The organism is Sphaerisporangium sp. NPDC005289, assembly GCF_040607455.1.
In the GTDB taxonomy this organism is placed as follows: Bacteria; Actinomycetota; Actinomycetes; order Streptosporangiales; family Streptosporangiaceae; genus Sphaerisporangium; species Sphaerisporangium rhizosphaerae.
The window spans coordinates 258,797-273,005 of the sequence record NZ_JBEXGS010000011.1 but is presented as its reverse complement, the minus strand read 5'-3'; the positions used below and the strand labels follow the sequence as shown (position 1 = coordinate 273,005).

Sequence of the window (14,209 nt, the reverse complement as noted above, 5' to 3'; positions counted from 1 at the left end):
AGCTTAATCAATGGACCTTCACTTCCCGGCCCGGCACCATCCCGTGGGCAGGCCCACGAGTCAGGGTGCCGGAAAGCAGAACAACGCGAAGGCGGTCGTCCCCATGTCCGTTGACATCTCCTCCTCCCCCGATGCCGCGATCGAGGGGAAGGCTCTGCTGTTCCGCACCTTGCACACCGAGTCCGTGCTGGTGCTGCCCAACGCCTGGGACGCCGCCAGCGCGAGTGTGATCGCCGCGGCCGGCGCAACGGCGATCGCCACGACCAGCGGTGGCGTGTCCTGGTCCCTGGGCCGCGGCGACGGGCAGGGGCTCGGCCGGCGCGAGATGGTGGAGGCCGCCCGGCGCATCGTGGACTCCGTCGACCTGCCGGTGACGGTCGACGTGGAGAGAGGATACGGACCGGCCCCGGCGGATGTGACCGCGACCGTGCGGGCAGTGGTCGAGGCCGGTGCGGTGGGCGTCAATCTCGAGGACTCGACGGCCGTCGGCGGTCCTCTGTTCGACGTCGCGGAGCAGAGTGCCAGACTGCGCGCCGCCAGGGACGCGGCGGAAGCGGCGGGCCTGCCGAAACTCTTCGTCAACGCACGCACCGACGTCTTCCTGTTCGCGATAGGTCCGGCCGATGCCCGGCTGGGCGAGGTACTGGCGCGCACGGAGGCCTACGCCAAGGCCGGAGCCGACGGCATTTTCGTCCCCGGCCTGCTCGACCTCGACATGTTGAACAGTCTCTGTGCGCGGTCGCCACTGCCGGTCAACGCCATGGCCGTCGCCGGTGGACCGAGCGTCACCGAGCTCACGCAGGCGGGGGTGCGCAGGATCAGCCTCGGGACCGCACTGGCCCAGGCCGCCTACACCGCGGTCCGCGAAGCCGCCGCCGAACTCCTCGGCACGGGAAACCTCACGGCCCTGGACGGCTCACTGGACTTCAGCGAACTCAACGGCCTGTTCCGTCATTGACCGAGGACCGATGAGCAGGCCCAGAAAGCGATGAGGAACCGGAGGCCGACGTTTTCGCGGCGCCCGGTGCGATGGAGGGCGATCTCAACCCGGCCCCGTGTGACCACGGGGCGGTCAGGTGCTCATGACGAGGCGATAGCCGAGGTCGAGGGTGTCGGCGTCGAGGAGATCTTCGTGTCGTTCATGCCAGCGTCGAGTGGTGAGGTCGATGTCGAGGCGTCGCATCGCGCGCTCGACAAGGTGCTGGTCGAGTCTGGCCAAGGCGGAGATGGCGGCGCGGACGTGGGGGTCGAGGTAGTGGTGCGGCCGGCTCCAGTACGCGCCCAGGAAGCCGTCCGTGCAGTCGGCCGGCACCGGCACGGGGATGACGCTCACTCGTGCGCCCTCGCGCCGGAACCAACTCTGGACGACGTCGAGACAGGCGAGTCCGGCCTCCGCGTCGGCGATCTGCGGGAGGTACTCATCGACCAGCCAGAATCGTGCGGTGACGGCGGGGTCCCAGGTGAGGACGATCTGCCGGTCGGACACTCGGCGCAGCTCGGCGAGGCCGGCGGCCGCGTCGGTCCAATGGTGGACGGTGAGGATGGCCATCGCGGCGTCGAACGACTTGTCAGGGACCGGGAGGGACTCGGCGTACCCCTGGATGACCGGCGCCGAGCCGGGGGGACGCTGGCTTATCATCACCGCCGACGGCTCCACGGCCATGACCTGCCTGCCGCGGGGCTCGTAGGAGCCGCTTCCGGCGCCCACGTTGATCACCGTCGCGGCGGAGCCCAAGGCCCGGTCGATCTGGCCGGCGATGCGAGGGTCGGGGCGGCGGTGATGCGAGTAACCGAGGCCGATCGTCTCGTACGGGTTGGCGTTCCCCATCCTTGTCGCTCCTCTCAACTGCCATGAGTCGATATTGCATGAACACGAGGGAGGCGCGAGAACCGGTCGACCTCAACCGTCCCGACACTCACGTCAGGGTTGCTCTCACTGGAGATCGAAAACGCCCCGTAGCACGGATGCTCGAGGCGTTTCAGCTGTTCGAGAATGTGGTCAGGTGGAGATCTCCACGCGCCGTCAGCGGTCGTTCTCCACGGTGAGCAGGCCGCGGCGAAAGGCGGTGGCGACGGCGGCCGCGCGGTCGTTGACGCCGAGTTTGGCGTAGATGTGCAGCACATGGCTCTTGACCGTGGCCTCGCTGATGAACAAGCGTGCGGCGGCTTCGCGGTTGGTGGCGCCGTCGGCGATGAGTTGGAGGATTTCCAGTTCCCGCGCGCTCAGCGGGTCGGCAGGGGCGCGGACCTGACCGAGGAGGCGGGTGGCGACCGACGGGGACAGCACGGCTTCACCCCGCGCCGCGGTACGTACGGCGCGAACGAGTTCGTCGCGGCCGGTGTCCTTGAGCAGGTAGCCGGTGGCTCCGGCCTCGATGGCGGGCATGACGTCCCGGTCGGTGTCGTAGGTGGTCAGGACGAGCACGCGGGCCGCGATGCCGAGCCTGACCAGTTCCTTGATGGCCGTGACGCCGTCCATCCCGGGCATGCGGAGGTCCATGAGGATCACGTCGGGGTTCAGTGCCCGGGCGCGCTCCACGGCCTGCGCGCCATCCCCCGCCTCGCCGAGCACCTCGAAGTCCGGGTCGCCGGCGAACATGCCGCGGATGCCGTCGCGGACGATGGGGTGATCGTCGGCGATCAGCAGCCTGACCGGGGTCTCAGCCACGTACCACCGCCGGAACGCTCGCGGAGATCGCGGTGCCGGCCCCGGGCTCCGACTCGATCTCCAGCGTGCCCGCCAGCCGGCTCACCCGCTTGCGCATCGCCGTCAGACCGAAGCCGCCGCCGTCGCGGACACGCTCGGGGTCGAATCCGGCGCCATCGTCGCGGACGTCCAGGGTGACCACGTCCTCCATGTACGACAGGGTCAAACCGATCCGGGACGCGCCGGCGTGCTTGGCCGCGTTGGCCAAGGCCTCCTGCGCCGTGCGCAGCAGCGTCTCCTCCACCTCCGGATGCATGGCACGGACCGTACCAGTGACGGTGAAATCAGCGCGCACCCCGTTGAGTTCGCCCCAATGGGTCACGACGTCGTTCAGTGCCTGGGACAGCGGTGCCGCCTCCAGTTGGCCCGGGCCCACCGCGTGCACGGAGCGCCGGGCCTCGGCCAGGCTCTCCCGCGCCAGCCCGATCGCGTTGTCCACACGGCGGTGCCAGTCCTCGGCCTGCTTGGCCGCCATGGCCGCCTGAAGCTGAGTGATGATGCCGGTCAGGCCCTGGGCGAGGGTGTCGTGGATCTCAGCCGCCATGCGTTGCCGCTCGTCGAGTACGCCCGCCTCTCGGGCCTGGACCAGGAGCTGGGCATGCAGGCCCGCGTTCTCCCGCATGGCCTCCTCCAGCCGCGCCACCATCAGCTTGCGCTGGGCGCTCCGCTCGGCGGTGATCTCGCCGGCGAAGCTGAACAGGCCCACCGCCGCGACGATGGCGGCGGTGAAGAAGAGGTAGGTGAGGGTTGCGGACGCGGTGGGCTCGGGCAGGCCCCCACGGTAGGTCGCGACGCAGATCGCCGCCGTAGCGGTCAACCCGACGAAACGCCACTTCCCCTTCAGGTACTGCCAAGAGTGCAGATATCCAACGAAGCCAAAGAAGCTCGCGAACCATATGCCCTGCGTACACAGCGCGCCGATCAGCACCACCAGCCCGGCCACATAGACCGGGCCCCGCGGCGCCGACCACATCCAGGCGGCGGCGAGCGCGGCCACGCCGGACGTGACCCACGGGTTGCTGCCGGTGAGCAGGGAGAGCACCATGGAGACCGCCAGCAGCACGTACGGCGCGGCCGCCAGCTGCCGCTCCAGCAGGTGCTCCCATCGGTCGAGCCGCCCGGTCATGCTTCACTCCCAGCGGAAGAACTTGGCCGCCGCGAGGCTGATGACCAGGGCATAGGCGGCCATCACCCCCAGCAGCAAGGGGCTGGGAGCACTGCCCGCCCAGACATCCCGCATGCTTCGCCCGAAAGCACCCAGCGGGGTGTACTCCCCAATGGCCGCCACGATAGCGGGCATCTGATGCGTCGGCTGGATGAGCCCGGCGAGGTAGGCCATCGGGAAGTACAGCAGCACCCCGATCCCGTTGGCGGCCCGGCCGTTCGGCGCCAGCGCCGCGATGAGCAGGCCGATGGCGAACATGCTCGCCGTACCGACAAGGAACACCAGCACACCGGACAGCACCCGGCTGGGCAGATGAGCGCCCAGGACGGTGCCCGCGACCGCCATCAGCAGCCCGCACGCGGTCACCGCCAGGACCAGCTGCAGGAGCAGCTGCACCATCAGCAGGTTCCCCGGACGCACCGGCGTGGTGGACAGCCTGCGCAGTATGCCCCGCTCGCGGTAGGTCGCCAGAGTGGTGGGCAGCAGGTACAGACTCACCAGCCCGACGGCGATGGCCAGCGCCATAGGCAGCAGCACGGTGTCACCCGGCTCGATCGAGCTGCCGAACACCACCAGGATGAACAACGGTATGAGCAGCGAGAACAGCGCCCCGGGCTCGCGTGTCAGCAGCTTGGTCTCGACAATGGCGAGTTTCATCATGATCTGCTTCCTCAGCCGAAGGACCGGCCGGTCAGGGCGGTGAACGCGTCTTCCAGAGTGCGCCTGTCGAGGCGGAGATCACTGACCAGGACCTGGTGGCGGGCCAGATGCGCGGTGACCGCCGTGGCGAAGTCGCCCCTGCCCGAGACGACCACCCGGTCCCCCTCTCTGGACACACCGGTCACCCCTGGCAGCCCTTCCAGGCCGACCATGTCCCCTGCCATCAGCGTGAACCGCATCTGGTGCTCTCCGCCGACCAGCCCGGCCGGGCTGTCGATCGCCACGACCTTGCCGTGGTTGAACACCGCGACGCGGTCGCACAGCTCCTCGACCTCGTCCATGAAGTGGCTGACCAACACCACGGTCAAGCCGCTCGCCCGGACCTGCTTGATCAGCTCCCAGGTGGCACGGCGAGCCTGCGGGTCCAGGCCCGTGGTGAGCTCGTCCAGGAAGGCCACCCGCGGGTCGCCCACCAGCGCCAGCGCGATGAACAGGCGCTGCTTCTGACCGCCCGACAGCTTCCCGAAGCGAGCGTTGCGCTTGTCGGCCAGCCCCCACTCCTCCAGCAGTTCCCGCCAGTCATGGGGCTTGGCGTAGAAGGAGGCATACAGATCGAGCGCCTCCCATACCTTCAGGTTCTCCGGCAGTTGGGTCTGCTGGAGCTGCACCCCGATCAGCTCACGGACCTTGGGCCCGTCCTCGAACGGGTCGAGCCCAAGGACCTTGATCGACCCACTGTCCGGGCGTCGCAGGCCCTCCACGGACTCCACGGTGGTGGTCTTACCGGTGCCGTTCGGCCCGAGGATGCCGAAGATCTCGCCCTCCTCCACGGAGAACGACACGCCGTCCAGAACTGTCAGATCTGCGTACCTCTTGCGGAGGTCTGTGACCTCGATGACTGCCATGGCTCAAGCATCTTGTGCTCGCCTTCGCGGCGAATCGACCTGCCAGCCATGATCAACCACGAATGATGCTGACCGGAAAATCCACCGAACGGTGGATACCGCTCTCCTTGCGAACTGCTGGCAGGCTGTGAGGCCTGCCAGATCTTGGAGAGGGCGTCGTGCCATAGGGAGTGGCCGGTGCGAGAGCGGACCTTGCGAGAGCCGCCTAGAGCCGACTCGGTTCTCACAGAGAGCCGTTGCTGTCAGTGTCGCCGTCACTGGAGATCAAAAACGCCCCGTAGCACGGATGCTCGGGGCGTTTTGGCTGTTCAGATGGTGTGGTCAGGGGCGGGGTCGAACCGCCGACCTTCCGCTTTTCAGGCGGACGCTCGTACCGACTGAGCTACCTGACCCGGTGGTGAGATGACACCTACCAGAGCGGTCCTGACGGGACTTGAACCCGCGACCTCCACCTTGACAGGGTGGCGAGCACTCCAAACTGCTCTACAGGACCTTGCTTGCCTTGCTTGTCGCCGGGAGCTTGTGGCTCTCGGCCTTTGCGCTCGCTTAGCCTACCAGCTCTTCGGAGATCTTCGACCTCCGTCGTTCTGGCGAGCCGTGCTCGCGCGTGCCCCCAACGGGATTCGAACCCGTGCCGCCGCCTTGAAAGGGCGGTGTCCTAGGCCGCTAGACGATGGGGGCTCAGGACTCTCGCCCTGGATCCGTGACGCCTTCCGTCGGGGACTCCTGAAGCATAGGGGACTGCGCCCCAGATGCCAAAGTGGTCATCTTCTGGATGGTGTCGCGGTGGAGTCGACCGGCTTCGCTGGCGACGAGGCGACGAGCGGCTCCGGAAGAATTGTACGTCCAGGCTCGGGCTCGACGTTACGTTGAATCTGCACCCATTGCTCTCCGAAGCCGCCGAGCGTGACGTCGTCCCAGGCCTGGAGGCGATGGGTCTTCCTGTCGAAGTAGAGCACGGACGCCTGGATGGGCGTGGGCTCGTCGTGTTCCAGCCCTCGCAGGCCCGCGGCGCCGGTCGAGCCCTGGATCATGAGCCGGGTGCCGGACTTGAGCATCTCGGTGGAGCGTTCGTGCACGTGGCCGGCCAGGACGAGGGGGACGGCCCCGCTGAAGGCCCGTCCGATGGTGGGGTCGTGTACGGCGACGAGATCGACGGTGATCTTCTTGGCGGCGTCGGCCCCAGCGGGCCCCGTGGTCGCCGCCGGAGAGGGGGAGGGGGACGGCGATGGCCGCCTGGACGGGGACGGGGAGCCGTGGCCGGGGGACCGGGACGGTCTGGCCGCCGCGTGCGGCGGCTTCCTGCCGGTGGGCGCGGCGTTCGCGGGGGAGGTCACCCGCTCGGCGTGGAAGCGTCCGAGATCCGTGAGCAGCTGGGCGTCCGACTTGACGTCGACCGACTTGTCGGGCGTGAACCGCGGGTCGCCCACGCCGTAGATCCGCAGGCCCTCCACGGTCTTCTCACCGCCGTCCAGGACGACGGCGTTCTTCTGCTGGGCGACGGCGTGCTGCGTGCCGATGGAGTCGTGGTTGCCGCGCACGTAGACGTACGGGACGCCGAGCTCGCCGATCTCCTCGACGAACTTGTTCTCGGCCTTGGTCCCGTGGTCGGCGATGTCGCCCGTGTCCAGCACCATATTGATCTTGAACTCATCCTTCAGTGAGCGGATCGTGCTCCAGGCGACGGGATTGAGATGGATGTCCGAGACATGCAGAACGCGCAACGTGTTGGGGTCCGGCGAGTACACCGGCAGGGTGGCGCCCGCGTGGTAGAGCTGCGAGACGTTGGTCACCAGCTTGGCGAGCTGCGTCCGGTACTCCGAGAAGCGGGTCACGATCGACTCGGCGCTGCCGATGAGCGAGGGGACACCGGTGAGCAGGCCGGTGTAGCGCGGCTCGGCGATGGATCGGGGGTTGAAGGTCAGCACCGCCAGCAGCGCGACGAGTCCCATCGCCACCAGGCTGCCCAGACCCGTCCACAAAGCGCTGCGCCAATGGCGGAACACGATGAGCCCCGCGAGCGCCCCTCCTGCCACCGCGAACAGCGTGGCCCTGATCACCAGCTCGCGCAGGCCCTCCTGAAGGTCCGCCTCGATCAGGTCCGGAAGGGTCTCCGCCCAGCGCGGACTCTCCAGGAGCCGCTGCGCCACGTCCGCGCGGATGCCGTCCAAGCTCAGGCCGAGCTGGATGGGCCCGTGATGGGAGTCGAAGCGCAGCGTGCCGAGGGGACGGATGTCCACGACCGTCTGGCCGCCCCACGAGGGCCGCAGGCTCATCCCGATCTCCGCGGGGCCCACGGCGGTGCGGACATGGGCGCCGATCGCGAGGCCGAGCCATGCCCCCGCCAACGCGACGACGGCGATGAGCAGGGCGTTCACACTGCGGCGCACGGCGCGCCGTTCGTTCAGCCGCTGAGCGGTCGCCTTCCAGCGCATCAGATTCATCGCCGTCTTGCCTACCCGAAAACCCGGCCCCACTCATAGCCACGACGAGTCAGCCCGCGTGTCGGCGCCAGTCAAGACGTCTGATCGCGGTTACGCGACGTCCCGCACCAATGACACGATTGACCGGTGGTGGAGGTTTCGCGGGAAAAGTTCGAGGAGCTCGTGGCCGAGGCGCTGGACACGATCCCGCCCGAGCTCGCCCAGGTCATGGAGAACGTCGTCATGGTCGTCGTCGACGATCCGCCCGAGCCGGGGCTGCTCGGGCTGTACACCGGCATCCCCCTGACCGAGCGGGGCGACTGGTACGCGGGGGTCCTCCCGGACCGCATCGAGATCTACCGGAACCCGATCTGCGAAATCTGCGAGACAGAGGACGAGGTCGTGGAAGAGGTGCAGATCACCGTAGTCCACGAGATCGCCCACCATTTCGGGATCGATGATGACCGTCTGCACGAGCTGGGCTGGTAGACCCTCCCCTGCCTGAAGCCCGATTCTCGTCCCGTCACAGCGCGGATCCGCCGGCGCCAAGGCGCCCGGCCACTCTCGACGTCTACCGCGTACCCGTCACCCCGGGATGCCGCCGTCCATCCCATACCTGACGTCATCCGGACGTAGCGCACGAGGGCGGGCTGGTCACGGCCCTTCGTGCCGCTATCGGCCTTGCGAAACCAGCGGCAGACCGGGCACCGTAGGTGACATACTGAACACGGACTGTCAGAACGGCCCAGCGAGCCCACCGGAGTCATATGGCGGCCATCAGGCCCAGCCGGCTGCCCGGGCGGCACCGCCGCTCGCCCGAAAGCCAGGCAACGTACGGCGAGGTCATCGCCATCGGCGAATTCCGTGCGCTGTGGCTCGGCCAGTGCCTGTCCTTGCTCGGCGACCAGCTCGCCCAGGTGGCGCTGGCGCTCCTCGTCTACGACCGGACAGGGTCCCCGCTGGCCACCGCGGCCGTGTACGCCCTGACCTATCTCCCGCCCATCCTCGGGGGTCCCGTGCTGGCCGGGCTCGCCGACCGGTTCGCGCGCCGCCGCATCATGATCGTGTGCGATCTGGCGCGAGCGGTGCTGGTGGGTCTGATGGCCGTGCCGAGCACGCCGTTCCCCGTGCTGTGCGTTCTGGTGTTCTGCGTCGTCCTGCTCAGCTCGCCCTTCACGGCCGCGCGCGCCGCGCTGCTGCCCGAGATCCTCGAGGGCGACCGGTACGTCGCCGGGTCGGCACTGCAGAACATGACGAACCAGGTGGTCCAGATGCTCGGGTTCGCCGCGGGCGCCGGAATGATCGCCGCCATCGGCGCCTACGAAGGGCTCGCGCTGAACGCCGCGACCTTCCTGGCCTCCGGGCTGATCCTCACGCTCGGGCTGCGCCGGCGTCCCCCGCCGGCTCCCGAGGACGGCGTCCACGCGTCCATGTGGGCCATGACCAAGTCGGGCGCCCGGCTGGTCTTCGGCGACCGGCGGCTGCGCACTCTGGTGTTGTTCGCGTGGCTCTGCGGCTTCTACGTACTCCCCGAGGGCATCGCCGTGCCGTACGCCGTCACGCTGGGCCACGATGCTCGAGAGGTCACGTTGATCACCGGTCTGCTCATGGCCGCCATGCCGACCGGCACGGTCATCGGAGCCTTCGTGTTCAGCCGGTTCGTGGCCCCCACCGGGCGCCTGCGCGCCATGGGGTGGATGGCCATGCTGAGCTGCGCGCCGCTCATCGGCTGCGCGACGCGGCCTCCGCTGGCCGTCGTCCTGGTCCTGTGGATGCTCGCGGGGCTCGGAGGGGCGTACCAGCTCGCGGCCAACGCCGCCTTCGTGCAATGCGTTCCGCCCGGCCGCCGCGGCCAGGCCTTCGGGCTGGTGCAGTCCGGCCTGCTGGCCGCCCAGGGCTTGGGCATCCTCATCGGAGGCGCAGCCGCGCAGGCACTCGGCCCAGAGCCGGTGGTCGCCCTCGCGGGGGCGGCCGGGCTGTGCGTCGCCGCACTGCTGGCCATGCTCTGGACCGAGACTCGCACCGAGATAATCACCAGGGTCCGCACCCAGGTGAGCTAGATGGTGGCGGGGGGCTCGTCCACCGGCGACTGCGGCCGGCTCGTGGGCGACTGCGGCTGGGCGGCGGAGGGGGCCGTGTAGGGCGACTGGCCGGTGGGCTGGTCACCGTACGGCGCGCGGCCGTCCTGCGGGGCCTGCGACGGCTGCCAGTACGAGGAGACCTGGTGCCAGGCGGACCCGCTGTCGCTCTTCTGCTTGTTGATGAGGTCCTGGACGATCGAGCCGTTCTTGCCCTCTTCGGGGATCAGCAGCCAGGCGACGGCGTAGATGCCGACGCCGAGGCCGCCGAAGAAGGTGGCGACGGCGAGCGCGAGGCGCAGGATGTTGGCGTCGATGCCGGTGAACTCGGCGGCGCCGGAGCAGACGCCGGCGACGATCCTGCCTTCGCGGGTGCGGCGGAGTTCCTTGGTGGAGTGACCGTGGAGGTTCATCTCGTTCATGTCTCAAGACTGCCCCCGGGGCCCCTCTTCGCACATCGGGATTCCCCCTGGCCCGACCCTGGTGACGCCCTGAAGCCACGAGAGCTGAAGCCGCTGCTTGAGCCTTACCCTGACAGGGCACCACCTGAAGGTGAAGGCAGCGTCGCCCGGCACACGGCCCCTTGCCGCCCCGCGAGAGGTGGTAGGCGGTCGCGCAAGGCGCGGTACGCTCAGTACCCTGCAATCCATGCCGGGCCGCTAGCTCAATGGCAGAGCTGCGGACTTTTAATCCGTAGGTTCAGGGTTCGAGTCCCTGGCGGCCCACCTGCGAAAACACCCCCGGAGCGCCATGCGTCCGAGGGTGTTTGCTAACACCTTTGCTAACAGCGGCCCTACGGTGTCCCCTTCAGCGCTTGCGCGAAGACATCGGCCGCGGATGCTTCCGCCGACCGGATCACGTGGGCGTACACCCTGAGCGTGATGGCAGGGTCCGCGTGCCCGAGTCGCGCGGCGACCACATGTACCGGGACGCCGGCCAGCAGGAGCGTGGTGGCGTGGACATGTCGTAGGTCATGCAGCCGCGCGAACGGCAGCCGCTCTGCGGACGGCTGTGCGGCGTTGTGCGCCTTCACGAGGTCCCGGATCAACTGTGTGACGGTGTCGGGGTAGATCGGCCGCCCGAAGCCCGTCGTGAAGACGTGGAGATCCTTCTGCCCGCTCCACTCCTCCCCCGCGGCCGCCTTGTCGGCCTCCTGCCGCGCCTGGTGCTCCCTGAGGACGGCAACGGTCTCGTCGTCGATGCTGACCACCCGAATCCGCCCGCTCTTCGTGGTGCCCTCGATGCGCTCACCATCCACGACACCGGCCGACCCGGCAATGGTGATCGTCTTTCCAGCGAAATCGACATTCGACCAGCGCAGATTGACCAGCTCACCGCGCCGGGCGCCGGTATAGGCGGCGAGATGGAAGAAGGCGAACAACCGATGCGATCTGGCTAGCGACAGGAACGTGCGGAGCTGTTCAGGAGTCCACACGCTCCCCGGTTCGGCGTAGACGTGCTTCGGCCGCTTGGCCCGCTCTACGGGGTTCGACGTCAGAAGCTCTTCGACCTTCACGGCATCACCGAATGCCTTACGCAAGACCGCGTGAACATGGCTCACTGACCGCGTGGACAGCGGCTGACCGCCCTTACCGCCCTTAGTGCTTAGATGCCAGTAGAGCTTGGTGATCGTGCTCGGTCGCACCGCCTGTAGCCGCAATGATCCGATATGTGGAGCGATGTAGAGCCGAATCAGCATTCGGTAACCGTGCAGCGTCTTGGGCTTGATCTCGATCGCGTGGGACTCGATCCATTCGGCCAGGTACGCCCCTACGGTGATGGCGCTCCGGTCCACATACTCACCGCGCCGAGCTGCCACACGGGCCTCGTCGCGCGCGGCTTTGGCCTCGTCCTCGGTAGTGAAGCCGCCCACCCATTTGGGCTTGCTGACGCCGGTTTCCGGGTCGGTGACCCTGATGACGTATGACCAGGTCTTGCCGCGCTTCATGACGCCGTCGCGGAGCTTCGGCGCGGGCTTGCTGCCTGTCCTCTTGCGATCGGAGCCCTCTGGGGCGGAGGGCGGAAGGATCTTTGTCACGCTGCCCTCTCTTTCGCCAGCAGGTCGGAGACGTAGTTCTCAAGAGCGGACAAGGGGATGCGGCGGGATCGATCGATGTGGAGGTAAGGAATTTCGCCGTCGCCCATGAGGCGGTACAGCTTGGCGCGGGAGATCGAGAGCGCTTCGGCGGCCTCAGGCACGCTCAGGAGGAGCTTGGCCATGCGCTCACCTCCTCGTCGGAAGCCATCGGCCGGCCGGTGATCGCGGCGGCGAGGACCTGTTCTCCGGCGGACAGGCCCTTACCGGCGTACTCCCAGTGCGCGATCACGAGGACGGTGTCCTCGTCGAACAGGGGTAGGCGTCCGGTGCTGATGTCCTCGTCGCGCATGTGGTCGGCGCGGGCGGCGCGTAGGGCGCCGAGGGTTGTGGAGTAGTGGCGGGATTTGGTGGAGAAGTGGCCGCGGAAGCCGAGCATGTGTGCCCATTGGGCGAGCCGTAGCTCGTTGAGCTGGTCGAGTTCGGCCAGGCGGAAGCACTCGGCGATCAGCCGCCGGGGATGCTCACGCAGGCCGAGACCGGTGACCTCGTTTGGGGTGTTGATGCGCCGGTCGATGGTGCCGACGCATTCGGCGGCTTTGGTGGCGTACTTGGCGATGTAGCCGGCGACCGCCTGCTCTGTCAGTTCTCCGTCCATGGTGATGGGCCGGACGTCGAGCTGTGTCCCCCAGCGCAGGACGCGGGCAGGCTCACCAGCCAGGGACGGAACGGGGACGCTGACCGCACCGGCCGCATGCCGTACGGCCAGCGCCAGGGCGTCACGCTCGGCCCAGGCCGGAGGCGGGGTGTGCGGTCCGCCGGGTCCGTCGAGTCGGATGACCGCGTGGAAGTGCACGACGCCGCGGCGTTGGTACTCGGCGACTTTGGCGAAGGAGACGGCCAGGTGTTCACCCAGTTCCTTGACCGTCAGGCCGTGGAGCTTGGCGAGGTTGCGGCGCAGGGCGAGGGTGAAGCGGCGCCACAGTTCGGGGGCTAGGGCGTTGAACAGCACGCTCGCGGCGTAGTCGTAGCAGTCGGGGCAGAGCGGTTCGCCGAGGCGGTTTTCCTGGTCGCCGTGCCGGGCGGTGCAGGAGATGACGCGCCCGTGCGGGCACTTGTCGGCGTCGCACCGGGGGTGGCAGGGCTGGACCTTGCCGCCGTGCTCGCGCCGGGTGTGGACCGCGCCGAACGAGGGGGCGGTGAGAGTGACGAAGAGCGCCGGGTGTGCGCTGACGGTGTCGGGGACGCCTTTGCCGCCGGCCAGGCCCGCGCGGATGAGCTGGTAGGTGTCGGCGCGGTAGATCTCGGCACAAGCCGGGCAGCGGGAGGCGCGCCGGGTCTTGCACTGCACGCGCAGCACGCCGCCGGGTTCGCGGTTGGTGTTGTAGGTGTGCAGGACGTGGCCGGTCGCGGCGTCGATGTGCCGGACGCGTCCGCGCAGGTGGATGGGTTGGCGGCATCCGCCGGTCGCGCGGATCTGGGCGGCCCAGCGGTCGTATTGGGGGTCGTGGAGCCGGGCGATGATGCCGGTTACCGCGTGCTGAGCGCGGGGGTTGGGGATGATGGGGCGTGTCCCTTCCGGGTCTTTCGGGTTCGGTTGGGGATGGCCCCCGACGTGGCGCGGAACTTGGCGGTTGTGTGGCCACGCCGGGGGCGCCGAGGCGTTAAGCCCCGTGGTTGTCTGCTCCGGTTCCGTCGCAGTCGCGGCAGGTGTCGGCCATGCTGTCGACGCCGGTCCCGCCGCAGGTCGCGCAGCGGTAGCGGACCACCGGAAGCGGTTCGGTCATCGTCCGTTCTTGGATCTCCTGAGCCGGGGCGTGCTGTGGGTGGTCGTCGAGATGGGCGCCCATGGTGGTGGTCCCTTGGTCAGGCGGTGGAGACGGCCGTGTGGTCGGGGATGACGCAGCCGTGGTAGCTGCTGAATGCTTCGTGCCTGGCGCGGGCGTCGGCGAGGATCGCGAACGCCTCGTAGCGGACCGGCCCGAAGTGCAGAGCGGTCATGTAGTGGTCGTGAGCCAGGGCGCCGGAGTCGATCTTCGTGCCGCACAACGCGGCGATCCGGTCGATCTCAGCGCACATCTCCGCATCGGCCGTGCGCTCGGCGCAGTAGCCGATGGTGGTGGAGTACCTAGGCACGGGGACTTCGGGATTGGCCTCCAGGAAGGTGGCCAGCCGTCGTAGTCCGGTGATGAAGGCCGTCCGGTGGTCGGGGTCGACAGACATGGATGGTGCTCCC

General features: G+C 68.5%; 15 protein-coding genes and 4 tRNA genes. 4 read left to right on the top strand and 15 right to left on the bottom strand.

From position 1 onward, the window contains the following. Positions 1 to 103 precede the first annotated feature (103 nt). The gene (locus tag ABZT47_RS21350; RefSeq protein ID WP_354844560.1) at positions 104 to 958 is read left to right on the top strand and encodes an isocitrate lyase/phosphoenolpyruvate mutase family protein; all 855 of its coding nucleotides are present in this window, start codon (positions 104 to 106) and stop codon (positions 956 to 958) included. A gap of 114 nt (positions 959 to 1,072) precedes the next feature. Here ABZT47_RS21350 and ABZT47_RS21345 read toward each other — a convergent pair whose 3' ends face one another. From ABZT47_RS21345 to ABZT47_RS21305, 9 genes are all read right to left on the bottom strand, one after another. Beyond that, positions 1,073 to 1,828 carry a class I SAM-dependent methyltransferase gene (locus ABZT47_RS21345; protein WP_354844557.1) on the bottom strand — a complete coding sequence of 252 codons (756 nt, stop codon included), beginning with the start codon at positions 1,826 to 1,828 and terminating at the stop codon, positions 1,073 to 1,075. Positions 1,829 to 2,023: 195 nt separating this feature from the next. Then, entirely contained in the window at positions 2,024 to 2,668 is a 645-nt protein-coding gene (locus ABZT47_RS21340; RefSeq protein WP_354844554.1) for a response regulator transcription factor, read from the bottom strand. Then, a complete protein-coding gene (locus ABZT47_RS21335) occupies positions 2,661 to 3,833 on the bottom strand; it encodes a sensor histidine kinase (RefSeq protein ID WP_354844551.1) in 1,173 nt (390 codons plus the stop codon). The genes ABZT47_RS21340 and ABZT47_RS21335 overlap by 8 nt, the downstream gene beginning before the upstream one ends. A gap of 3 nt (positions 3,834 to 3,836) precedes the next feature. After that, entirely contained in the window at positions 3,837 to 4,529 is a 693-nt protein-coding gene (locus ABZT47_RS21330) for an ABC transporter permease (RefSeq protein WP_354844548.1), read from the bottom strand. A gap of 14 nt (positions 4,530 to 4,543) precedes the next feature. After that, positions 4,544 to 5,437, bottom strand: coding sequence for an ABC transporter ATP-binding protein (locus ABZT47_RS21325; protein ID WP_354844545.1), 894 nt, complete (start codon positions 5,435 to 5,437; stop codon positions 4,544 to 4,546). 318 nt (positions 5,438 to 5,755) lie between these two features. Continuing rightward, positions 5,756 to 5,829 (bottom strand) — tRNA-Phe (locus tag ABZT47_RS21320). 26 nt (positions 5,830 to 5,855) lie between these two features. Continuing rightward, a tRNA-Asp gene (locus tag ABZT47_RS21315) sits at positions 5,856 to 5,930 on the bottom strand. A 115-nt stretch (positions 5,931 to 6,045) separates the two neighbouring features. Continuing rightward, positions 6,046 to 6,118: transfer RNA gene (locus ABZT47_RS21310), tRNA-Glu, on the bottom strand. A gap of 83 nt (positions 6,119 to 6,201) precedes the next feature. After that, on the bottom strand, positions 6,202 to 7,881 hold the full coding sequence (locus ABZT47_RS21305) for a metallophosphoesterase (protein ID WP_354844542.1): 1,680 nt from the start codon (positions 7,879 to 7,881) through the stop codon (positions 6,202 to 6,204). A 126-nt stretch (positions 7,882 to 8,007) separates the two neighbouring features. On the opposite strand from ABZT47_RS21305, the gene ABZT47_RS21300 reads away from it, so the two are divergent. Both ABZT47_RS21300 and ABZT47_RS21295 read left to right on the top strand, forming a co-directional pair. Beyond that, positions 8,008 to 8,349, top strand: coding sequence for a metallopeptidase family protein (locus ABZT47_RS21300; RefSeq protein ID WP_354844539.1), 342 nt, complete (start codon positions 8,008 to 8,010; stop codon positions 8,347 to 8,349). A 278-nt stretch (positions 8,350 to 8,627) separates the two neighbouring features. After that, entirely contained in the window at positions 8,628 to 9,920 is a 1,293-nt protein-coding gene (locus ABZT47_RS21295; RefSeq protein WP_354844537.1) for an MFS transporter, read from the top strand. Here the strand turns inward: ABZT47_RS21295 and ABZT47_RS21290 are convergent. Then, positions 9,917 to 10,360: a PspC domain-containing protein gene (locus tag ABZT47_RS21290; RefSeq protein ID WP_354844534.1), complete on the bottom strand. Its 444-nt coding sequence runs from the start codon at positions 10,358 to 10,360 to the stop codon at positions 9,917 to 9,919. The genes ABZT47_RS21295 and ABZT47_RS21290 overlap by 4 nt on opposite strands. Positions 10,361 to 10,591: 231 nt before the next feature. On the opposite strand from ABZT47_RS21290, the gene ABZT47_RS21285 reads away from it, so the two are divergent. Further along, a tRNA-Lys gene (locus ABZT47_RS21285) sits at positions 10,592 to 10,663 on the top strand. 68 nt (positions 10,664 to 10,731) lie between these two features. Here ABZT47_RS21285 and ABZT47_RS21280 read toward each other — a convergent pair. The 5 genes from ABZT47_RS21280 to ABZT47_RS21260 form a co-directional block, all read right to left on the bottom strand. Continuing rightward, complete coding sequence (locus ABZT47_RS21280) at positions 10,732 to 11,976, bottom strand: tyrosine-type recombinase/integrase (protein ID WP_354844532.1); 1,245 nt, start codon at positions 11,974 to 11,976, stop codon at positions 10,732 to 10,734. Further along, positions 11,973 to 12,158, bottom strand: a complete 186-nt coding sequence (locus ABZT47_RS21275; RefSeq protein ID WP_354844529.1) for a helix-turn-helix domain-containing protein — start codon at positions 12,156 to 12,158, stop codon at positions 11,973 to 11,975. Before ABZT47_RS21275 ends, ABZT47_RS21280 begins: the two co-directional genes overlap by 4 nt. Continuing rightward, complete coding sequence (locus ABZT47_RS21270; RefSeq protein WP_354844643.1) at positions 12,140 to 13,495, bottom strand: replication initiator; 1,356 nt, start codon at positions 13,493 to 13,495, stop codon at positions 12,140 to 12,142. The genes ABZT47_RS21275 and ABZT47_RS21270 overlap by 19 nt, the downstream gene beginning before the upstream one ends. Positions 13,496 to 13,637: 142 nt before the next feature. Next, positions 13,638 to 13,760, bottom strand: a complete 123-nt coding sequence (locus ABZT47_RS21265; protein WP_260324633.1) for a hypothetical protein — start codon at positions 13,758 to 13,760, stop codon at positions 13,638 to 13,640. A 79-nt stretch (positions 13,761 to 13,839) separates the two neighbouring features. Next, on the bottom strand, positions 13,840 to 14,196 hold the full coding sequence (locus ABZT47_RS21260; protein WP_354844526.1) for a hypothetical protein: 357 nt from the start codon (positions 14,194 to 14,196) through the stop codon (positions 13,840 to 13,842). Positions 14,197 to 14,209: the final 13 nt, after the last annotated feature.

Excerpts from the sequence above, each read along its gene's own strand:
- ABZT47_RS21350 (WP_354844560.1), top strand. The coding sequence starts at position 104 with ATGTCCGTTGACATCTCCTCCTCCCCCGATGCCGCGATCGAGGGGAAG.
- ABZT47_RS21345 (WP_354844557.1), bottom strand. The coding sequence starts at position 1,828 with ATGGGGAACGCCAACCCGTACGAGACGATCGGCCTCGGTTACTCGCAT.
- ABZT47_RS21335 (WP_354844551.1), bottom strand. The coding sequence starts at position 3,833 with ATGACCGGGCGGCTCGACCGATGGGAGCACCTGCTGGAGCGGCAGCTG.
- ABZT47_RS21330 (WP_354844548.1), bottom strand. The coding sequence starts at position 4,529 with ATGAAACTCGCCATTGTCGAGACCAAGCTGCTGACACGCGAGCCCGGG.
- ABZT47_RS21325 (WP_354844545.1), bottom strand. The coding sequence starts at position 5,437 with ATGGCAGTCATCGAGGTCACAGACCTCCGCAAGAGGTACGCAGATCTG.
- ABZT47_RS21305 (WP_354844542.1), bottom strand. The coding sequence starts at position 7,881 with ATGAATCTGATGCGCTGGAAGGCGACCGCTCAGCGGCTGAACGAACGG.
- ABZT47_RS21295 (WP_354844537.1), top strand. The coding sequence starts at position 8,628 with ATGGCGGCCATCAGGCCCAGCCGGCTGCCCGGGCGGCACCGCCGCTCG.
- ABZT47_RS21290 (WP_354844534.1), bottom strand. The coding sequence starts at position 10,360 with ATGAACGAGATGAACCTCCACGGTCACTCCACCAAGGAACTCCGCCGC.
- ABZT47_RS21275 (WP_354844529.1), bottom strand. The coding sequence starts at position 12,158 with ATGGCCAAGCTCCTCCTGAGCGTGCCTGAGGCCGCCGAAGCGCTCTCG.
- ABZT47_RS21265 (WP_260324633.1), bottom strand. The coding sequence starts at position 13,760 with ATGACCGAACCGCTTCCGGTGGTCCGCTACCGCTGCGCGACCTGCGGC.
- ABZT47_RS21260 (WP_354844526.1), bottom strand. The coding sequence starts at position 14,196 with ATGTCTGTCGACCCCGACCACCGGACGGCCTTCATCACCGGACTACGA.